Below are 21612 nucleotides of genomic sequence, written 5' to 3' on the forward strand. Positions count from 1 at the left end.
TTTTGAATACAGAAATTAATAAATCAGAAAATGCCTTTGACTTAGGTAATATACCAAAAGTAAGGCGTGTAACAGGGGCAAGAAAAGCAGCAATATTATTGATGACTTTAGGCCCACAAGCTTCAGCTGAAGTATTGAAAAATTTATCAGATAAGAAGATACAAAAAATAGGCGTGGAAATAGCAAATATTAATACCATCAATGCAAGAGAAAGAAGAGAAATATTACAAGAATTTATTGAGTTAAACAAAGGTAAAGAATATGTAATGGAAGGTGGTATAGAAAGTGCTACATCATTACTTCACGAGGCATTAGGAAGCCAGAGAGCAGGGAAGTTGCTTGAAGGAATTAAATATGATGCATATACAAAATTGTTTATGGGGGCAAGAAAAGCTGAACCAGAACAAATATTAGCTTGTATACAAGGAGAAAGTACTCAAACCATAGCTGTAATTTTAACACATATTCAACCTGATAAAGCGGCTGTGATATTAGCGGAACTTCCTGAAAAGGTCAAGAATGAAGTATCTTTAAAAATCGGTTCAGCATCTTCTATTTCTCCGAATGTTATAAAAGCCATAGATAAAGCTGTTGAAAAGAAGCTAGCTAATTTAGGGCAAAGAGAAATAGAAAGTAGTGGTGGAGTAGATAGCCTTGTAAATATACTTGGAAATGTTGATAGAAAAACAGAAAAAAGTATTATCAAATATATAGAAGATAGAAATGATGAATTAGCAGAAGAAATTAAATCTAACATGTTCATATTTGAAGATATTGTTAGACTTGAAAATATTGCAATTCAAAGAATTCTTAAAGAAATTAATGTTAAGGATATCGCCTTTGCTCTTAAAGGTGCCTCTAAAGATGTTTCAGAAACTATATTTAAAAATCAATCTCATAGAGCATCTCAAGCTCTTAGGGAAGAAATTGACTTACTAGGCAAGGTAAAAATATCTCAAGTGGAAGAAGCACAGCAAAATATAGTGAATACTATAAGGCGTCTTGAAGACATGGGAGAAATAAATTTAACTAGAGGCTCAGATGATGAATTTATTGTGTAATATTATTAAGTCAGATGAAGTAGAGATACTTGGCAAAAGAAAAATAAAAGTTAACTCAAACAAATCTAGCTTTGGACTTGAAAGTGATGAATTTGATATGAAAAGAGAAAATGAAATGGCACAAATCAAAGAAGAAGTTGAGTTAAAGTTGAATGAAGCAAAAGAGCAGAGTGAGCAAATTATACAAAATGCTCAAACAGAGGCAGACAGAATTATACAAGAGAGTAAAGAAGAAGTTAGCAACATAGAAAAAAAGGCATATGAAGAAGGTCACAAACAAGGGCTAAAAAATGGATATGAAGATGGTTACAAAGAAGTATATGAAGAATATGTTGAAAAAGCCAAAGAAGAAGCAAATAAAATAATTGATAACGCCAATAATATTTTAATTCAATCTAATCATGAAGTGTCAAGTTACATGAAAGAAAATAGAAATAATATATTAAATATAAGCGTTAGTATAGCAGAGCAAGTATTAAGAGAAAAATTTGAAGATGTTTCAGCAATGAATAATTTAATAGGAAATGTTATTGAAGAATATGAACTTAGAGAAAACTTTGTTATAAAAGTTAATCCTATATATAAAGAAAGATTGGATAAACAAGTATTAGAACTAAAAGAATCTTATAAGTTAAATGGAGATGTTTTTGTTTTAGAAGATGAGTCAATGGAAGCTGGGAATGCAATAATAGATAATATTAATGGCAGTTTAATAGTGGGGATTGATGGAATATTAGAAAAAATAAAAGAGGAATTACTATGATTAATATAGAGTTTGAAAAACTTATAAAAAAAATCAAAGATATTCCTTCAGTAATATGTGAGGGAAAAGTAAAAAAAATCATAGGACTTACACTAGAGGTTGAAGGCGTTAAATGCTTTGTAGGTGAATTGTGTCATGTTTATAATAATAAAAATGAGCCAATTAACTGTGAAGTTGTTGGATTTAAGGATGGGGATGTAATATTAATGCCCCTTGGTGAATTAGCAGGAATAGGTCCAGAATGTAGAGTTGTAGCGCAAGGAATACCACTAAGTGTGAGGTGTAGTGATGACCTTTTAGGAAAAGTTTTAGATGGATTGGGTAATCCAATAGATGAAGAAACAATAATATCAGGTGAAAGATACAGTTTGCTTAATGAACCACCAGATCCTATGAAAAGACCAAGAATAACAAATATAATGCCAACGGGAATAAGAGCTATTGATGGTTTTTTGACTTGTGGTGAAGGGCAACGTATAGGAATATTTGCTGGAAGTGGAGTAGGTAAAAGTACAACTTTAGGAATGATAGCAAGGACAGCAGAAGCTGATGTAAACGTAATCGCTCTTGTTGGAGAAAGAGGAAGAGAAGTTCTCGACTTCATAGAAAGAGATTTAGGTGAAGAAGGAATGAAGAAATCAGTAGTAGTGTGTGCTACTTCTGATAAATCACCTTTAGTACGACTAAAAGGGGCCTTAACTGCAACAGCTATTGCTGAGTATTTTAGAGACCAAGGTAAAAAAGTAATACTCATGATGGATTCTGTTACTAGATTTGCAATGGCACAAAGAGAAGTGGGACTAGCTATAGGAGAACCACCAGCACAAAAGGGATATACCCCTTCTGTGTTTGCTATGTTACCAAAATTGATGGAGAGAACAGGGACTTCTGAGAAGGGATCTATAACAGCGTTTTACACAGTATTGGTAGATGGTGATGATTTAAATGAACCTATTGCAGATACAGTAAGAGGCATATTAGATGGACATATAGTTTTATCAAGGACATTGGCCCATAAGAATCATTATCCAGCAATAGATATATTAAACAGTGTAAGCAGACTTATGAAAGAGATTTCAGATGATAAACATAATCAAGCTGCCTCTTATGCAAGAGATATACTAGCAACTTATAAAGATGCAGAAGATTTAATTAATATTGGAGCATATAAAGAAGGGTCTAATAAAAATATTGATATGGCAATTGAATATATTGACTCTGTTAATAATTTTTTGAAGCAAAATGTAAATGAAAATACATTATTTGAAGACAGTAAAAATTCATTGATAAATATGTTTTCCTAAAGGAGAGTAAAGTAGTTGAAAAAATTTAAGTTCAAACTAGAAAAATTACTAGACATAAATATAAAAGAGGAAGATGAAAGCAAGTTAAAATACACTCAGGCTCAAAATGAAAAAAGAATAGTAGAAAAAAATTTAGAAAAACTTGAAGAAAATTATAAAAAATATTCGGATATTACTAGGGCTAATGATGTAATCTCACAAAAGGTTACAATAAACTATTTATCTACTCTTACACAGTCTATAAAGTTGACAGATGAGAAACTTAAAGATGAAGAAAAGAAAGTCATAGAAGCTCAAAATGACCTAATAGAAAAACAGATAAAAAGAAAATCATTAGAAATTCTTAAAGAAAAGGAAATGGAGAGAGTGAAAAAAGAAGAAGAAAGAATAGAACAAATTAGAAATGATGAGTTTGCTCTCTATGCATATATAAGAAATAATGTAAATGTTTCACAAAAAGGTGGTAAATATGGAGTTTAATTTGAGTTTATCAACAAATGTAGCAGATATTATTAATTATTTCCGAGGAAATAGTGAAAATGTCTTAGGGGAAACAGAACAAGGAATATTTGATAACGTACTAGAAGGAATATTTGAAGATAGTGATAAATCTGAGGATATAGACTATAACTTGATTTTAAACTTGTTAAATAATCTGAAATTATTTAATAATCAAGAAAACTTGCAACATATGGATGAAGTTCATATTAACTTAGATAAGGTGGAAAGTTCAGCTAATGTTTGTAGTAACACCAATGAAACAGAACTTAATATAATATCAAATGTTAATGAGAATGATATGAACCTACTAAGTAGTGAAGAATTTGAAATATTAAAAAGTTTGAAAAATAACTTTGAAAATAAGTTTGAAATAATTAATAATGAAACTATTGGGATTAAGTTAAATGATAAAGAAATTGAAGTGTTAAAAAAATTAGATAATATTATGTCTAATAACAAAATAGGAAATGATAATGAAATGCCTGAAATAAAAAAACTAGACAATGTTGAAATAGAAAATAGTGAAAATAGAATTAATGACAAAATAGTTAATAATGAAAAATTTAGTCAACTAGAAACTAACAATGCAACATATAAACTTAATTTGATTAGAAATAATGAATTAGATGAAAAAATAGATAAAGAATTAAATACCTTAGAAAATATTTTAAATGGAGATAATGACAACAATTTTATTATAAATAATAATCCACTAATTAATAAAGATACAAATTTGATAAATGTTGCTTCGAGACAAGAAATTCCGACAATTAGACAAGAGTATATAGGAGAAGACATTATTAAAACGATTAAATATTTGAAATCTAGTGGACAAGAAGAAATAACTATTAAGATAAGCCCAAGAGAACTAGGTGATATGACTATTAAACTTATTAATAATAACGAGGAAGCTAGTGTGGCAATTGTAATAAGTAAAAGTGATGTTTTCAATTTAGTTAATGAAAACCAAAGTGAAATTGCAAAACATCTAAAAGATTTAAATATTAATGTAAAAGATATATCAGTTGAAATGAAAGGAAATACTCAAAATAGCTTCTCATCAAATTTGAATCAAGAATTTGAAAGAAATAATAAAGGAAGCCAACAGAGTAGCAAAAAAAATATCAGTTCAGTAGATGAACCGATTGAAGATATGGAAGAAGTCGTAATAGAAGATAATGTAAATATTTTAATTTAAGGGAGTAGCAAATGAGTGAAATAACAGGTATAGGTAGAAATAGTACAGTAACTGAAAAAGGGACAAAGATTGTTGACTCAGGTAATAATACAGATAAAGATTTATTTTTAAAATTACTAGTAGCTCAGATGGTTAATCAAGATCCATTTAACACTCAAGATCCGACTCAGTATGTAACTCAATTAGCACAATTCAATATGTTAGAACAAACGATGGCTCTTAATGATAGTATGGAGTACTTAATAGGAATGACAAATGGCCTTTTGGTAAATTCAGCAATGGGTTCAGCATCAGCATTAATAGGAAAAGATGTTGAAGTATATGTGCCTAAAGAAGAAGGATATGATACTACTAAGACAATGTCAGGAAAAGTTGAAAGTGTTCATATAAAAGACGGAGTTGTATATATGAATGTAAGAAATTCTGAGAATGGAGAATTAGTAGAAGTGGAATATGGAGCGCTTACTAAGGTAAAGGGCACCAATACAAATGTAGAAGAAGATAACAAGGGGGAATAATTCAAATGTTAAGATCGATGTATTCGGGAATAAGTGGTATGAAGGCAAATCAAACTAAGATGGACGTAGTTGGTAACAATGTTGCAAATGTAGGAACAACAGCATTTAAGAAAAGTAATGTTAGATTTAGTGATGCATTATATCAAACTTCAATATTTGCTAGTTCACCAGGAGGTATCGTTGGTGGAGTAAGTCCAGGACAAGTAGGTATAGGAACAAAAGTAAGTGGTATGTTTAAAAATACATTACAAGGAAATATACAAACAACTGGTAGAAGTTCTGATTTAGCTATTGATGGAGATGGATATTTTACTGTTCAAATTGGTGAAAATCAATATGCATACACTAGAGATGGATCTTTTAACATTGATAAAGATGGTAATTTAGTTACAGCAGATGGATATAAAGTAGTTGGAACTGATAAAAAACCTATTCAGATACCTAAAGAACAAAATGGCCAAAAAGTATTGTCTTATAATATATCTAGTGAGGGAGAAGTATCATATCTTTTGGCAGATGGTAGCAAATACCCAGAAGCAGGAACTGCTGCTCAAAAACTAGGAATAGCAGTATTTCAAAATCCAGAAGGTCTTGAAGCATTAAGTAGCAATCTTTATGGTGTATCACCTAACTCTGGAGACCCTATTGTAAATGCAGCTTATGGAAATGTAAAACAAGGTGCCATAGAAATGTCAAATGTTGACTTATCAGAAGAATTTACAGAAATGATAGTAACAACAAGAGCCTTCCAGGCAGCAAGTAAGGTTATAACTACTAGTGATGAGTTGTTACAAGAAATTATTAATTTAAAAAGATAGAAAACAGAGGAGGTAAGACATGAAAAAGTCAGACATATTAACTCCTATTGGTTTTTTATTTGTATTAGCTGTGCTATTCTTTGGAATAGCACAAGATAAAGCAGGGATAGGGGCATTTATAGATATGCCATCCTTTGTTATAACAGTAGGAGGTTCATTTGCTGCAGTATTAATTACATTCTCGTTAGACGATCTAAAGCAGATTCCAGGGTCAATAAAAGTAGCTATGCAGATAAATAGAACTAATAAGGTGGATTTAGTTAGTCAATTTAAGGAATTATCTAGAAAAGCTAGAAAAGATGGTTTATTGTCAATTGAAGATGATGTTGAAGAGATAGAAAATGAATTTATGAAAAATGGATTAGAGCTTGTTATTGATGGTTTGGATATTGAAAGTATAGAAGAAATACTAGAAAATCAGATTAATATATTTGAAAGCAAATACGAAAATAGTTCTAAAATATTTAAATTATGGGGTTCTTTTGCACCAGCTATGGGAATGGTTGGTACGTTAATTGGTCTTATACAAATGCTTGCAGGAGGACTTAATGATGCAACAACTATATCATCAGGAATGGCAAAAGCATTAATAACAACTTTTTACGGAACAATACTTGCAAATACAATCCTTAATCCAATAGGATATAATATACAAAATAAGTGTGAAAAAGATGTTCAGCTTATGGAAATGATGATTTGCGGAATAGGAAGCCTTCAAAACGGTGAAAGTTCAAGAGTCATTGAAGAAAAATTATTAACATATTTAAGTGATTCAGAAAAGAAAAATTACTTTACAAGAGAAGTTGACGATAGTGAGGTAGATGGAGATGTCGCGTAAGAAAAAAAAAGGTGATGATATAAACCCTAATGCGTGGTTGGATACATATGCAGATACAATAACACTCCTTCTTACATTTTTTATATTGCTATATTCAATGTCATCTGTTGATTCTAAAAAGTTAAATGAATTATCAAATGCATTGCAAAGGTCTTTAAGAGGTGATGTTAAAGTAGAAGAACTATCAGATATTAAAGAAATAGCTACTAAGAATGAAAAAAGCACAGAACAAATACAAGAAGATTTGGTTAAAAAGTTAAATGAAACAATTGAAGCAAATTCCTTTACTGACGTTATCAAAGTTAGAGATGAAGATAGGGGCGTTGTACTTCAACTAGATGAAACAATACTATTTGATCCTGGTAAAGCAGATTTGAAGAAAAAAAGTCAAAATGTATTAAATATGGTTACAAAAATTGTTAAGGATCTACCAAATGATGTATTAATTGAAGGAAATACAGATGATGTGCCTATGTTTAACAAAGAGTTTCAATCAAACTGGGAGTTATCAACTGCAAGAGCTGTTAGTGTTGTAAAGTATTTTGTTTCAACTAAAAATTTAGATCCAACAAGATTTTCGGTTAAAGGATATGGTGAGTATAAGCCATTGGTAGAGAATGATTCCACAAAAAATCGAATGATAAATAGAAGAGTTGATATATTAATTGTTAAGGAACAGCAAAAGGAGAAATAAAATGGACAATATACTAAAATACATTATAAATTTAATAGTATTTGTACCTTTCACCATTGCTTTAATAATAATAACTATAAGACTCAGCAAATCAAGCATTAATGGATTAGCAAAAAACAAATACATAAAAGTTTTAGAAAGAACAAACTTAAATAAAGATACCGAGGTGTATGTTATAAAAGTCGGTGATGAAGGTTGTGTTGTAATCTCATCATCGACTAAAACAGATAAAATAAAAGAACTTACAAGTCATCAAATAGAAGAAATAGAAAGAAAACAAGAAGAAGTTAAAATTAATAATAGAAATAATATAGATTTAAAATTAAAAGACATAAAAAAATTTAGGTTAAAGGAGATAAAAAATGAACGAAATAATACAAATGATTTCAAATAATCAACAAGAACTTACTCCTTTAATAGAGCTATTTATTGTTTTAACACTTATGATGTTTCTACCAACAATGGTGTTTATGATGACGAGTTTTATAAGAATCATCATTACATTCTCATTTATTAAATCGGCTTTAGGTGCTACACAATCTATTCCAAATCAAATATTAATTGGAATAGCATTGTCATTAACAATTTTTATTATGGCTCCTACAATAAACTCCATAAATAATGAAGCCATTAAACCCTATATGAATGAAGAAATAAAATTTGATGAGGCAGTAGAAAAGGCACAAGTTCCTATTAAAAAATTCTTGCTAAATCAAACAAGAGAAGATGATTTAAAACTATTTATAGAAAGTGCTGATATAGATAAAACTAATTTAAATAGAGAAAATGTACCGCTTAGTGTATTAGTACCAGCATTTGCAATAAGTGAATTAAAAACTGCTTTTCAGATAGGTTTTTTAGTTTATTTACCATTTTTACTAATAGACTTAGTAGTTTCAAGTACCCTAATGTCTATGGGTATGTTCATGCTTCCGCCAGCTATGATATCTTTGCCATTTAAATTATTGTTATTTATTATGGTAGATGGTTGGAATTTATTGATTAAATCTTTGTTATTAAGTTTCAAATAGTTAGGAGGAAAGTAGTATGTCAGAGAATATGGTAATGAGTATAGTAAAAGAAGCATTATATACAAGTATGTTAGTTGGGGGACCTATTTTAATTTTATCATTGTTAGTTGGTTTGCTTGTAAGTATATTTCAAGCAACAACACAAATTCAGGAGCAAACATTAACATTTGTTCCAAAGGTAATAGTAATAGCATTAACATTGGCACTAGGTGGAAACTGGATGCTAAATGAGATTATTAAATTTACCACTAAAATCATGAATATGATAGCTGTTATAAAGGGGTAAAAAATGTTATTCATATTTATTAGAGTAATAACATTTTTTTCTTCTCTTAATATTTTATTTCCATCGGGAACCCCAAAGGCTTTTAAAGTATGCTTTTCAATATTAATGTCTATTATAATATCCTATGGCGTTAATATTGATGTAAATGTGCTTACTACATTTGACTTAATTAAATTAGTAGCTATGGAAACTGTAAATGGGTTACTTTTAGGTTATATAACAAATTTATGTTTTAATAGCTTGAAAATAGCGGGTAGTTTAATAGATCAACAAATAGGTTTATCAATGAGTAGTATATACGACCCAAATACTAAAGAACAAGCAACTTTGATAGAAAATCTTATGTATTGGATGGGAATAATTATATTTTTTAGTATGAATGGTCATCACAAATTAATAATAGGCATACAGGAAAGTTTTCATTTGATAGAAATAGGTGAAAATTTAATACAAAATAATTTTTATTATATTGTACATGTATTTGTACAGTGCTTTACTATAGGATTTAAAATTGCGGTTCCTGTTATATTATCACTTATATTTACAGATTTAATAATGGGACTTATATCAAGAAGTGTGCCTCAATTAAATGTAATGATAATAGGTATGCCTTTAAAAATGCTAGTGGGTGTAGTTTTCTTTATGATAGCACTCCCATTTATAATAACAGAAATACATAATTTATTGAATAAAATACCAGATATACTAGATGGAACCTTAAGCATGGTAAATAATGATATGATGACCTCACTTGGACCAGTAGGTATAGTCTTATCAATGGGTGATGACAAAACAGAAGAACCCACAGCAAAGAAAAAAAGAGATGCTAGAAAAAAAGGTAATATTGCAAAAAGTAAAGAGGTAACAACGGCTATAACTTTAGTAGCTATGTTAATGATAATTTTTACTATGTCTGACTATATAATATTAGAAATTAAAAATTTTATGATTAATTTACTTAGCAGTAGTTTTAGTATGAACTTTGAAGGTGGAGTAATATTAAATTCACTTGGAAGTAAGATTTTACTTTCATTTATGAAAATATTTTTACCAATTGGATTTATCATAATGATATTTGGTGTAATAGGAAACCTTATTCAATCGGGTATGCTATTTACAGGAGAAGGACTTAAACCACAATTTTCAAAGTTGAATCCAATAAACGGCTTTAAAAATATGTTTTCTCTTAAAGCTTTAGGCACTTTAGTTAAAAGTATAGCTATTATAGGAATATTATTATACATTGGTTATTCTTTTATGAGCAAAAACTTTGAAGGAATTATGAAAAGTGCGGATATTTATCTTCCATATCTTTTAAATACCATAATTGAACTTATAAAATCGTTACTTGGGAAAATATGTTTAGCTGTTGTCTTAATAGCAATAGCTGATTATGCATATCAACGATTTACACATAATAAAGAGTTGAAAATGACTAAACAAGAAGTAAAAGAAGAATATAAACAGATGGAGGGAGACCCTCAAGTAAAAGGTAAAATAAAACAAAAACAAAGAGAACTCTCTAATAGTAGAATGATGCAAGCAGTACCTAGCGCGACAGTTATTGTAACAAATCCTACTCATATATCAATAGCAATCAAATATGAAAAAGGAATAGATTCTACTCCAATAGTAGTTGCAAAGGGTGCAGATATTGTAGCATTTAAGATAAGAGAAGTTGCGAAAGAACATGATATACCAATTATTGAAAATAAACCACTTGCAAGACTTATATATAAAGAGGTTGATATAGATAAGGAAATACCAGAAGAAATGTATCAAGCAGTGGCAGAAGTATTGGTGGCAGTTTATAAAATTAAAAACAAATATAAATAGTTAATAAAGAGGTTAAAAATAGATGGAAAAATTAGATTATAAAAAACGATTTGACGTAATAGTTGGATTTGGAATAATTGGTATTGTTTTAATGATAATAATACCTTTACCGACATTTTTATTAGATATAATGCTAGCAATAAATATATCATTTGCAGTATTAATATTACTATTAACTCTTTTATCGACTGATATATTACAACTATCAATATTTCCAACAATATTGCTTGTTACCACACTATTTAGAATAGCTCTAAATATATCGTCAACAAGATTAATATTAGGGGAAGGTTATGCAGGAAATATAATAGAGGCCTTTGGTAGTTTCGTTGTTGGGGGAAATTATGTTGTAGGAGTAATTATATTCTTGATTATAGTAATTATCCAAATGGTAGTTATAACTAGTGGATCAAGTAGAGTATCAGAAGTTTCTGCAAGATTTACACTGGATGCAATGCCAGGTAAACAAATGAGTATAGATGCAGACTTAAATGCTGGAATGATAGATGAGAAGACAGCAAGAGAAAGAAGAAGAAAACTACAACAGGAAGCAGGATTTTATGGAGCTATGGATGGGGCTTCAAAATTCGTAAAAGGTGATGCAATAGCTGGAATAATTATAACTTTAATAAATGTACTTGCAGGTATGGTAATAGGAGTTATAATGCTAGACATGAGTTTTTCAGATGCGGTTCAGACATATATAAGACTTACAATCGGTGATGGACTTGTGAGTCAAATACCAGCATTATTGATATCTGTTTCGGCAGGTATATTAGTTACGAGAGCTGATAGTGATGAAAACTTTGTTAATTTATTTGGAAAACAGTTAATGTCTATTCCGAAAGCTATAGCCATGACGGGAGCAGTATTAATCGTAATGGGATTCATTCCAGGACTTCCTAAGTTATCATTTTTCACTTTAGGATTAGGAGCAATTTTAATTGCCTTCTTATTAAATAAAGAGGAAAAAGAAAATCAAAGAGAGTTAGAAAATGAAATATTAGAAAAAAATGATGCACCTCCTAATATAGAAAATGCTGAGGATGTATCTAGTTATATAAATGTTGAACCAATTGAAGTAGAGATTGGGTATGGATTAATACCACTAGTTGATGAAGCTAGTGGAGGTGACTTACTTCAAAGAATTATATCAGTAAGAAAACAATGTGCTATAGATATGGGAATAATAGTTCAGCCAATTAGAATAAGAGATAATTTGCAACTTAATCCAAACCAATATAGCATAAAAATTAAAGGAAATGTTGTAGCAATATATGATTTAATGCCTAATATGTTACTTTGTATGAATCCTATGGGACTTGCTATGGATATTGATGGTATACAAACTAAAGAACCAACATTTGGAATTGATGCATTGTGGATAAAAAAAGAAAAGGCAGAAGAAGCAGAATTGTGTGGATTTACTATTGTTGATCCAACTACCATATTGGTAACTCATTTACTTGAAATAATAAAAGGTAAATCTCATGAGTTGGTTGGAAGACAAGAAGTGAAAGAGATAATAGATGTAACTAAAGAAAGATATAGTGCAGTTGTAGATGAATTAATACCAGACTTGTTGACTTTAGGTGAAGTTCAAAAAGTATTCCAAAACTTGCTCAGAGAAAAAGTAGCTATTAAGGATAGGGTTACAATCCTAGAAACACTTGCAGATCATGCAAGAAATACTCGTGATATAGAGCTTTTAACAGAATATGTAAGAATGGCAATGAGTAGAAGTATATGTTCAGATTTAGTGGATGAAAATAATTCTATGACAGTTGCAACATTATCTTTAGAATTAGAAAACATGATCAGTAATAATTTACAAAGGTCAGTAAATGGAACTTATCCAGCAATTGATCCAGATACGACAAATTATATATTTAAAAATATACAGAATATAACTGAAGATATAAGCTTCAATAATAGACCTATATTATTAGTATCTCCAAAAATAAGGGCACCATTTAGAAAATTAATAGAAATGGTATTTCCAAACGTAGTAATTTTATCACTTAATGAAGTACCAAGTGATATACAGATAAAATCTCAAGGAGTAGTTTGTATATAGTTAAGGGGGGAATATATAGTGGAGACACATGAACAAGAAGAACTTATTGTAAGTAATATGTCTCTTGTGAGGCATATAGCATCAAAATACTACACAAATAGAATTGGAATGGAATATGAAGATTTAGTAAGTTATGGAGTCATGGGGTTAATTGATGCAAGTACAAAGTTCGATAAAAACAGAGGTGTAAAATTTTCAACATTTGCATCTATTAGAATTTCATCATATATAATTGATGAAATAAGAAGGCATTCCCCTATTTCTAGAACTTACACAAGTAAAATAAAAGAATATAATAAATGTGTTGAGGATTTACAAAATACCTACTATAGGCAACCTAGTTTGGAAGAAATATCAAAATATATGGATATATCTATAAAAGAGGCAAATGACATAAAATTAAAGATGATGAATAGAAGTAATGTATCTTTAGACGGAGTCATATATGAAGATGAAAGTGAAGTTAAACTTATAGATACAATAAAAGAAAAAGAAGAACAATCACCTAGTGCTATTATTGAAAAACAAGAACTTCAAGAAGTAATGTCAAAGGCAATAGATAATTTGAAAGAAAAGGATAAATTAGTATTATCACTTTATTATTATGAAGAGATGACATTAAAAGAAATTGGACTAGTATTAGGTGTATCAGAATCAAGAGTATCTCAGTTAAATACAAGGGCAATCTCAAATCTAAGAGCAGAGATGAAAAGAATAAAATATATAGACTAAGAAGGGGAAAATATGTTAAGAGGATTATATACATCAGTATCATCAATGTTAACACTTCAATCTAGGCAAGGTATTATCACTAATAATTTAGCTAATATAAACACTACAGGATACAAACAAGAAACTTTGCTTGGTAAGAGCTTTGATGAAGTTATGCTATCAAATAATGATAATTACAAAAATGGAAAAGCAAATAGGCAGACATTAGGAAACATGAGTTTTGGTGTGAGAATTGATGATACATTTACTAATTATAGCCAAGGTACTAATGTTTCAACGGAAAATAATATGGATTTTGCAATAGAGGGTAATGGCTTTTTTGAAGTTATGGATAATCAAAATAATAGGTATTATACAAGAAATGGTGATTTTAGTGTTGATGCACAGGGATATTTAATAACAAGTTCAGGTCATTATGTTTTAGGAGTTAATAATGCAACTGGAGCTACAGAGCGTATCAATGTAGGTAATGATAGTATGTCTGTTAGTTCAGATAATAGAATTAATATTAATGGTCAAGAAAGATATAGATTTAGAGTAGTTGATTTTCAAAACTATGATAAATTAGAAAAGATTGGAAATGGAGTTTATAAAGGTGCAAACCCAACTAATGCGACAAACTTTAATGTAAAGCAAGGTTACTTAGAAAGTTCAAATGTAGACTCTATAAATTCAGCAGCTTTGCTTATGGAAACTGTTAATGAATTTGAAGCCAATCAAAAAGTAGTGCAGGCAATGGATTCTATACTATATAAAATAGCTAATGAAATAGGAAGAGTATAAGATATGGGGGAAAGAATATGTACAATATATTACGTACTAGCACATCTGGCATGATTGCAAATCAAGAAAAAATAAATATTGCATCTAATAATATAGTAAATTCCCAAACAACAGGTTATAAAAAATTAGATGTAGGATTTTTAGATTTATATACGAAATCTTTAGAGAGTGACTATAATCCTCATAGTTCAAATGGTAGTTTGACTGGCACAGGAACAAAAATAGCAGAAGCAACTAGAAATATGGTTCAAGGATCTTTGAAAAATACTGGTATAGATACTAATTTAGCAATAGATGGAGAAGGGTATTTTTGTGTTATTAGACCTGATGGAAGTCATTGCCTTACGAGAAATGGAGATTTTAGTTTAGATGCAAATGGAACTTTAGTGGATGCAAATGGGAATAGAGTAGATATTACTTACACTAATGGATACAATAGAGGAAATGTTGATTTATCAGATGGTAAATTAAATATAAATAAAGAAGGACAAATATACCTAGACGACAAAATGGTAGGAAGAATTAATTTATATGTTACAGAGGGTACAAATGATTTGATTTCAGTTGGTGATAGTTTATTTGCTTTAAAAGAGGGAGCAAATATGCATGCATATAAGGAAGCAGATATTAGACAGGGACATGTTGAAATGTCTAATGTAAACTTATCAAGTGAAATGACTGACTTAATTACGGTACAAAGAGCCTTTCAATTTAATAGTAAAGGTATACAAGCTGTAGATGAGATGTGGGGCATGATTAATAATCTTCAATCAAGATAAGAAAGGTAAAAGGATAATACTATGGTACAGGATATAAAAAAATATGATTTTAAAAAACCTCAAAGATATTCTTCCGACAATATGAGATTCGTATCTGTTATCGCAGAGGAATTTTGTAAAAATATTAATATATTTTTGAATTATGAATTAAAACAAAAAGATATAGTTTGTAAGGTAGAAAAGATAGAACAAACAAACTATGAAGAATTTACAAATATGGTAACTTCTGATTCTGTTATAGTAGAACATGCAATTCAGCCTTTAGTAAATGGTCTTATATACCAAATAGATAAAGGTATAGCTCTTACTTTTATAGATTGTATGTTAGGTGGAGATGGTAATTTTGATGATTATACAAGAGAGCTTACAGAAATTGATAAGCAGCTAATTCATCATGCCAGTGAAAATTTTTTAACAAAGCTTCATGTGGTTGAAGGTTGTGAATACAGAGAAGTATTAGAAGTTCACTTAAACCTTGGATCTAGCAAAAAATATCCAGTAAGTGAGTCAGTATTAATTGCTCATATGAAAATGATACATGACAATAAAGAAGTAGGAAAAATGAGATTTTGTAAGCCATATAGCTGTATGGAGCCAATATTACCACAATTAGAAACAAAAAAACTTTTTAAAAGTAAAAATATCGATTATGACTTTGAATTTACAAATGCAATATATAACAATGTTTATGCTGCCAGTACAGATGTTGTTGCCCTATTAGGTAAAGCAGAGATTAAAGTTCAGGAATTATTAGACCTAAATGTTGGAGATGTAATAAAATTAGATTCAAAAATAGAGGAAGAAATAGAACTTTATATTGCAGGATCAAAATCTTTTAAATGTAAACCTGGGCTTATAGAAAATAAAAGAGGTGTAGTGGTTGTAGACAGCATTGGTAAGGAGGAATAAAATATGGCAGAGAATTTTGATAGAGTATTAGATATAGAATTAGAGATAAGTACAGTATTAGGAAGAACAAAAATGACATTAAAGGATGTTTTTGAACTTACGAAAGGGTCATTAATAGAGTTAGACACATTAGAGAATCAAGAACTTGAAATATTTGTAAATGGAAGAAAAATTGGTTATGGAGAGGCTGTGATCGTAGATCAAAATTTTGGAATAAGAATAACAAGTATTCTTGGAGAAGAAGAACTTGTTAAAACTTTAGAATAATATCTACATAGCAAAGGATGGAAAATTTATGGCGAAAATGTTAAAAAGTAAATATAATAGTACAGGTGAACGATGTGTAGATGCTTGTTTAAATTATGGAGAACTTAGATATGTTAATAATGATGGATCGCCTATAAAAATAGAAATACCTTGTGACAAATATGAAGAAGCTATAAGTGATTTCTTGGAAAGAATAAAAGAGGGGTTAACCGTAGACCCGGATATAGATCCAAGTAAAGTTTTAAAAAGGGGTACTATAACATATAATCAAGCAAAAGATATATCATATGAAGGAAAGATAAAAGGAATAGAGATATTTGCTATAGATGAAAGTATAGAATGTGAACATATTCTAGGCATATCTGGAAGTATAGAGTACGCTTTAGCAATATGGAATGGAGATAACAGAGAAAATGCATTAAAAAAATCAGTAATAAGGGCTACTACAGTATATGGTGAAGATTTTATAAAAGAATTAGAATTAACAGATATAATGGGTGAAGAGGAATGTGGTAGATTTTGTGATAAAATTAACTATTTGAAAAAAATAAATAATCTGGATTTATATAAACCATTAGATGTTATGATAGATGATGACATTGGTGAAGATGATGATTTAAAAACAAAGAAAAAACTAATAAAAAATATAAAAACCGCTTCATTGATTGGAGGATTAACATTAGCAATTATAATAATACAGATAATAACTAATGGAGGCACATTTAAGGATAATCTATATTTATTTTTACCTATTTTTATAATATCATTAGCTATGAGTATATTAGTATTGTTTTATTTAAAGATAAGTAAATACATAACTGAGCAATATGCTAAAAATAAAGGCCAAACAATAATGGAAATATTTAATGAAGAATTAGAAAGAATAACATATGATAATATATTGACTGAAAAGGAATGCAAAGTTATTTTACATAATATAACTAAAGGAGAAATTTCAAAACTACTATCAGAAATGAAAGGTAGTGTAAATAAAAAACTATCATGTAACGCATTAGTCAAAAATGAAACGAGATTTGTATTAGATGAAAGAAAAAGTATTGTATTGCCAAGTGAGATTGAAGTTAAAAAGTGTATGGAAAAGTTTATGCTTTCCTACAAAGAAAAATTTAGCAAAGAAGAAGTTGTGAAAACTACTTAAATAATAAAGTGTATAAGAAAAATAAAATTTTACTTATGCACTTTTTTTATGTAAAAAAATACTTTTTATTAAGAATTTGCATTAAAGAAATGAAAAAGTATCCGTAATATTAATAAATGAAATAATAAAATAAATAAATTCTGACAAAAAGCTATAGGGGAGAAGAAAAATGGATAGAAGATTTAAAAACTTAAAAATTGGTAAAAAGATGGCATTGGTTTTTGGGATGTTAATAATAGCTATTACAATTATTGTTACACTATCTCTAAAAAATTTAAGAGTAGTAGGTGGATATACAACTGATTTATTTGATGGTCCATATCAATTAACAAATGAGGCTATGGGAATTAGAAGAAATATTTTATCTATTGACCAAAATATTGCTTACGCAGTAGTTGAAAAAGATATTTCAAACTATGAATCAACTATTAATGAAAATTTTAATAGTTTGAATGAAAGAATCGAAAAAATAAAAAATAGTCCTGATGTGGATATTAATTTAATTCAACAGTTAGAAACTTCAATTAAAAAATTGGAACAAGAATATGAAAAATTACAGGTAGTAATAGAGAAAGGCAACTCAAAAGAAATAGAAAATTCAATTATTGATGAAAAGAGTGATTATTTTTTAGCTTATCTTGAGGTAGCGAATAATTCAACAACTCTTTACGATGCTGAAATAGAAAAAGGAAATCTATTTAAAGAAAATGTAAGTAAAAACGTGAAAAAAGCTTGGTTAACTAGTGTATTAATGTGTACTTGTATTACTATTGGAACTATTTTAATAGGCATATATATTACAAGAAAAATAAGACAGCCTATTGAGGAACTAGAAATTGCAGCAAATAAAATGTCACTAGGTGATTTTGATATTGAGATAGACTATGAATCAGAAGATGAACTAGGAAGCTTGTCAAATAGTATGATGACAATGAGTAATACAACAAAGGTTATGATTGATGATGTGGTTGATGTACTAAAAGAGATTGCATCAGGTAATTTTGATGTTGAGCCTAAAGTAGAATACATAGGAGTATTCAATAATATAGAAAAATCTTTAGCTCAAATTACGGATGAATTAAGTGATACAATGTCACAAATTAATGTAGCATCAGACCAAGTTCAATCTGCATCAGACCAAGTTGCAAGTGGAGCACAAATGTTATCACAAGGTACTACAGAGCAGGCAGGATCAATAGAAGAACTATCTGCAACTATAGTTGAAATATCAAACCAAGTAAAAGAAACAGCAAAAAATGCACAGGAAGCAAATATATTATATACAGATGCAGGCAGAGAAGTAGAGGATGGTAATGAAAAGATGAAGAATATGATCGTTGCCATGGACGAAATATCATCTACATCGAATGAAATAGGAAGAATAATAAAAACAATAGATGATATAGCATTCCAAACGAATATATTGGCATTAAATGCAGCGGTAGAAGCAGCTAGGGCAGGAGAAGCTGGTAAAGGATTTGCAGTAGTAGCAGATGAAGTTAGAAATCTAGCAGCAAAATCAGCTGAAGCAGCTAAAAATACTTCAACATTAATAGAGAATTCTATAAATGCAGTTGAAAATGGTACTAGCATAGTTGATAATACATCTCAATCTTTACAAAGAATATTGGATAAAACTAATAAAGTAGTTTCTTTACTTGATAGAATAGCAAAAGGGTCTGAAGAGGAATCAAATGCAATAAATCAAGTAACTTTAGGATTAGAACAAATTTCAGCAGTAGTGCAAACAAACTCAGCAACAAGTGAGGAAAGTGCAGCTGCAAGTGAGGAACTAAGTGGACAAGCTCAAATATTAAAATCTTTAATAGATGATTTTAATTTAAAAAATAAAGGTGATGATACAGTTTTAGATTTTAATATTTAATATTATAGGCAATTAGAATCTTAAATATGTTTAGTCAAAAATAAAAAAGCTGATTTCTATGTTAATTGAGAAATCAGCTTCTTTATTTTTAAATATATTTTAATAAAAAAGCAATAATAATTTTTTTTATATATAGTTGTTTATTATTTTAATAAAGTAAATTATGATATTTCCGTATATTATAAAATGTTTAGAATTATATATGAAAAAGTTATGGAGGAATAAATTATGAAACAATTTAATTTAAAAGAGATGAAAATTGGAAAAAGATTGGGGATGGCGTTTGCTATTGTACTTATAATGTCTACTTTAGCAAGCCTTTATACTTTAAACAATTTAAAGAAAGCTGGAGAAATGTCCCACAATATTTATACAGGGCCTTATCAACTAACAAATCAAACTATGGGAATACGTAGAGATTTAGTGTCAATATCAAGACAAATTAACAGAGCATTTGCGCTTAAGGAACATGAAGAGCCAAGAAAAATAATTTTAAGTGACTTTGAAAGTATAAGTAAAAGAATAGGGATAATAAATGATATACCAACAACAAATGATTTAATAAAAGAAGATATGAAAAAGTTAGAGAAAGAAATAAACTTAGTAAAAGAAGAATATGAAGAAATATATAAAGAAACAAAAAAAGAAAAATTTAGTGGATCGTTATCAGATATAGATCTTAGTGAATATACAGCTTTATTTGATAGCTGTACTCAAACTTCTGTTGAAGTATATGATGATGCTGAAAGGGCTGCTAAAGAATATGATAGTATGGTGTCAAGTAGTGTGAAAAAATCAGGAACAATAGCACTGTTACTTTCACTAACGGCAATCGGAATAGGTATAGTAGTATGTATAAGAATTACAAAGAGAATTAAAGAGCCAATTGAAGAAATAGAATTAGCTGCAAATAAAATGGCTGAAGGCGATTTTAATATAGATATAACTTATGAGTCAGAAGATGAGTTGGGAGTTCTATCTGAAAGCATGCGTAAGATGAGTAAAGAGATAAATGTAGTTATTGAAGATGCTGTGAATATATTAAATGAAGTTTCAGCAGGTAACTTTAATATAGAGCCTCAGGTAGAATATATTGGAGTATTTAGTTATATTGAAAATTCTTTAAATAAAATTACAAATGAGCTAAGTGACACAATGTCACAAATACATGCAGCATCACAAGAAGTTGAAACAGCATCAGAACAAGTAGCAAGTGGAGCACAAATGTTATCACAGGGAACAACAGAACAAGCTGGTTCAATAGAAGAACTATCGGCTACAATAGTTGATATATCTAATAAAATTAAAAATACAGCAAAAAATGCAGGCGATGCTAATGAACTATCAATAAGTGCAGGAAATGAAGTAGAAGAAGGAAATGGGAAAATGAAGGAAATGGTAAATGCTATGGAAAAAATATCGTTTACATCTAATGAAATAGGAAGAATAATAAAAACAATCGATGACATAGCTTTCCAAACCAATATATTAGCATTAAATGCAGCGGTTGAAGCAGCAAGAGCAGGTGAAGCAGGGAAAGGATTTGCAGTAGTGGCAGATGAGGTTAGAAATCTAGCAGCAAAATCAGCAGAAGCAGCAAAAAATACGGCAACATTAATAGAAAATTCTATAAAGGCAGTTGATAATGGAAGTTTAATAGTTGATAATACAGCAGAGTCACTACAAAGAATAATAGATAAAATTTATCAAGTTATTGTTTTAATAGATGATATTGCAAAAGCATCAGATGAAGAGTCAAATGCAATTAATCAAGTAACTTTAGGATTAGAACAAATTTCAGAAGTAGTTCAAACGAACTCAGCAACAAGTGAGGAAAGTGCAGCTGCAAGTGAAGAATTAAGTGGACAAGCTCAATTGCTAAAATCACTTATTGAGAGATTTGAATTAAAAGGAGATTCTAATTTTCAGGATACTATAAATTTCGAAGACAATTTAAATAGCAATAACAACTCAATAAATTTCTAAAAATATTTTAGATAGTTAATATAAAAATTAGGGAACAAAAATTGATTTAGATACTGAAAAATTAATTTATTTATAAAACTAAAGAATAAAATTGTTTATCCGTATAGTATATAAATGAATTATGCCAAAAGATTACATTTAATTTGATTTAATGGTTGTGTTAAATAACAATGAAAAATTAAACATA

22 protein-coding genes are annotated in these 21612 nt (G+C 29.2%); all 22 read left to right on the forward strand.

All coding sequences use genetic code 11. From position 1 onward, the window contains the following. The first annotated feature begins 2 nt into the window (after window positions 1–2). The 22 genes from fliG to TEGL_RS05745 all read left to right on the forward strand — a co-directional run bounded on the left by fliG (window position 3) and on the right by TEGL_RS05745 (window position 21425). Window positions 3–1061, forward strand: coding sequence for a flagellar motor switch protein FliG (gene fliG / locus TEGL_RS05640; RefSeq protein WP_018589220.1), 1059 nt, complete (start codon window positions 3–5; stop codon window positions 1059–1061). Continuing rightward, window positions 1042–1824 (forward strand): FliH/SctL family protein, encoded by a 783-nt coding sequence (locus TEGL_RS05645; protein ID WP_146053475.1) that lies wholly within the window; start codon window positions 1042–1044, stop codon window positions 1822–1824. The genes fliG and TEGL_RS05645 overlap by 20 nt, the downstream gene beginning before the upstream one ends. Continuing rightward, complete coding sequence (fliI, locus tag TEGL_RS05650; RefSeq protein ID WP_018589222.1) at window positions 1821–3128, forward strand: flagellar protein export ATPase FliI; 1308 nt, start codon at window positions 1821–1823, stop codon at window positions 3126–3128. The genes TEGL_RS05645 and fliI overlap by 4 nt, the downstream gene beginning before the upstream one ends. A gap of 15 nt (window positions 3129–3143) precedes the next feature. Next, window positions 3144–3608: a flagellar export protein FliJ gene (gene fliJ, locus TEGL_RS05655; protein ID WP_018589223.1), complete on the forward strand. Its 465-nt coding sequence runs from the start codon at window positions 3144–3146 to the stop codon at window positions 3606–3608. Next, window positions 3598–4827, forward strand: coding sequence for a flagellar hook-length control protein FliK (locus TEGL_RS05660; protein ID WP_018589224.1), 1230 nt, complete (start codon window positions 3598–3600; stop codon window positions 4825–4827). The genes fliJ and TEGL_RS05660 overlap by 11 nt, the downstream gene beginning before the upstream one ends. 11 nt (window positions 4828–4838) lie before the next feature. Next, window positions 4839–5345, forward strand: a complete 507-nt coding sequence (locus tag TEGL_RS05665; protein ID WP_018589225.1) for a flagellar hook assembly protein FlgD — start codon at window positions 4839–4841, stop codon at window positions 5343–5345. Window positions 5346–5350: 5 nt separating this feature from the next. Further along, the gene (locus tag TEGL_RS05670; RefSeq protein WP_018589226.1) at window positions 5351–6163 is read left to right on the forward strand and encodes a flagellar hook-basal body protein; all 813 of its coding nucleotides are present in this window, start codon (window positions 5351–5353) and stop codon (window positions 6161–6163) included. A 19-nt stretch (window positions 6164–6182) separates the two neighbouring features. Next, a complete protein-coding gene (locus tag TEGL_RS05675) occupies window positions 6183–7001 on the forward strand; it encodes a motility protein A (protein ID WP_018589227.1) in 819 nt (272 codons plus the stop codon). Then, window positions 6991–7695 (forward strand): flagellar motor protein MotB, encoded by a 705-nt coding sequence (locus TEGL_RS05680; protein WP_018589228.1) that lies wholly within the window; start codon window positions 6991–6993, stop codon window positions 7693–7695. Before TEGL_RS05675 ends, TEGL_RS05680 begins: the two co-directional genes overlap by 11 nt. A 1-nt stretch (window position 7696) precedes the next feature. Beyond that, window positions 7697–8089 carry a flagellar biosynthetic protein FliO gene (locus TEGL_RS05685; RefSeq protein ID WP_018589229.1) on the forward strand — a complete coding sequence of 131 codons (393 nt, stop codon included), beginning with the start codon at window positions 7697–7699 and terminating at the stop codon, window positions 8087–8089. Further along, the gene (fliP, locus tag TEGL_RS05690) at window positions 8058–8726 is read left to right on the forward strand and encodes a flagellar type III secretion system pore protein FliP (RefSeq protein WP_018589230.1); all 669 of its coding nucleotides are present in this window, start codon (window positions 8058–8060) and stop codon (window positions 8724–8726) included. The genes TEGL_RS05685 and fliP overlap by 32 nt, the downstream gene beginning before the upstream one ends. Window positions 8727–8742: 16 nt before the next feature. Continuing rightward, window positions 8743–9012: a flagellar biosynthesis protein FliQ gene (gene fliQ / locus TEGL_RS05695; RefSeq protein ID WP_018589231.1), complete on the forward strand. Its 270-nt coding sequence runs from the start codon at window positions 8743–8745 to the stop codon at window positions 9010–9012. A 3-nt stretch (window positions 9013–9015) separates the two neighbouring features. After that, window positions 9016–10848: a fused FliR family export protein/FlhB family type III secretion system protein gene (locus tag TEGL_RS05700; RefSeq protein WP_018589232.1), complete on the forward strand. Its 1833-nt coding sequence runs from the start codon at window positions 9016–9018 to the stop codon at window positions 10846–10848. Window positions 10849–10870: 22 nt separating this feature from the next. Continuing rightward, window positions 10871–12925, forward strand: coding sequence for a flagellar biosynthesis protein FlhA (flhA, locus tag TEGL_RS05705; RefSeq protein WP_018589233.1), 2055 nt, complete (start codon window positions 10871–10873; stop codon window positions 12923–12925). 18 nt (window positions 12926–12943) lie between these two features. Beyond that, window positions 12944–13657 (forward strand): sigma-70 family RNA polymerase sigma factor, encoded by a 714-nt coding sequence (locus TEGL_RS05710; protein ID WP_018589234.1) that lies wholly within the window; start codon window positions 12944–12946, stop codon window positions 13655–13657. A 12-nt stretch (window positions 13658–13669) separates the two neighbouring features. Then, window positions 13670–14440, forward strand: a complete 771-nt coding sequence (locus TEGL_RS05715; RefSeq protein ID WP_018589235.1) for a flagellar hook-basal body complex protein — start codon at window positions 13670–13672, stop codon at window positions 14438–14440. A gap of 17 nt (window positions 14441–14457) precedes the next feature. Beyond that, window positions 14458–15219: a flagellar hook-basal body complex protein gene (locus TEGL_RS05720; protein WP_018589236.1), complete on the forward strand. Its 762-nt coding sequence runs from the start codon at window positions 14458–14460 to the stop codon at window positions 15217–15219. 21 nt (window positions 15220–15240) lie between these two features. Then, window positions 15241–16128, forward strand: coding sequence for a flagellar motor switch protein FliM (locus TEGL_RS05725; RefSeq protein WP_018589237.1), 888 nt, complete (start codon window positions 15241–15243; stop codon window positions 16126–16128). 3 nt (window positions 16129–16131) lie between these two features. Continuing rightward, window positions 16132–16395 (forward strand): flagellar motor switch protein FliN, encoded by a 264-nt coding sequence (gene fliN / locus TEGL_RS05730; protein ID WP_018589238.1) that lies wholly within the window; start codon window positions 16132–16134, stop codon window positions 16393–16395. 28 nt (window positions 16396–16423) lie between these two features. Further along, window positions 16424–17554, forward strand: a complete 1131-nt coding sequence (locus tag TEGL_RS05735; RefSeq protein WP_018589239.1) for a hypothetical protein — start codon at window positions 16424–16426, stop codon at window positions 17552–17554. 169 nt (window positions 17555–17723) lie between these two features. Next, a complete protein-coding gene (locus TEGL_RS05740; RefSeq protein ID WP_018589240.1) occupies window positions 17724–19439 on the forward strand; it encodes a methyl-accepting chemotaxis protein in 1716 nt (571 codons plus the stop codon). 228 nt (window positions 19440–19667) lie between these two features. After that, window positions 19668–21425 (forward strand): methyl-accepting chemotaxis protein, encoded by a 1758-nt coding sequence (locus TEGL_RS05745; protein WP_018589241.1) that lies wholly within the window; start codon window positions 19668–19670, stop codon window positions 21423–21425. Window positions 21426–21612 lie beyond the last annotated feature (187 nt).

The organism is Terrisporobacter glycolicus ATCC 14880 = DSM 1288 (assembly GCF_036812735.1).
Lineage (GTDB): Bacteria > Bacillota > Clostridia > Peptostreptococcales > Peptostreptococcaceae > Terrisporobacter > Terrisporobacter glycolicus.